Here is a 247-nt window from a genome sequence, read left to right as displayed (position 1 = left end):
CCGGACAGCCTGCGCGCACGCTTCGAACAAAACGTGCCGTGGGAGCGGGAGACGCGCGAAGTGCGGTGGCGCGAAACGGGCGATCCGCGTGTCGCCGCCGTGCTGGTGGCGCTGGTCGTGCGCGATGGGGGACTGACCGTGCTGCTCACGCAGCGCACCGCGCATCTGAATGATCACGCGGGGCAGGTCAGCTTTCCCGGCGGCCGCCACGAACCCCACGACGCCACGACGACGGCAACCGCCTTGC

General features: G+C 70.9%; 1 protein-coding gene. It reads left to right on the top strand.

The window, feature by feature from the left end; all coding sequences use genetic code 11:
* Positions 1–247, top strand: a 247-nt coding sequence (locus tag SB753_RS40105; protein ID WP_410805556.1) for an NUDIX domain-containing protein, incomplete at both ends; no start/stop codon positions are given.

This window comes from Paraburkholderia sp. SIMBA_053 (genome assembly GCF_046534895.1).
In the GTDB taxonomy this organism is placed as follows: Bacteria; Pseudomonadota; Gammaproteobacteria; order Burkholderiales; family Burkholderiaceae; genus Paraburkholderia; species Paraburkholderia caledonica.
The sequence above is the reverse complement of the archived record's forward strand: the minus strand, read 5'-3'. Positions and strand labels throughout refer to the sequence as shown.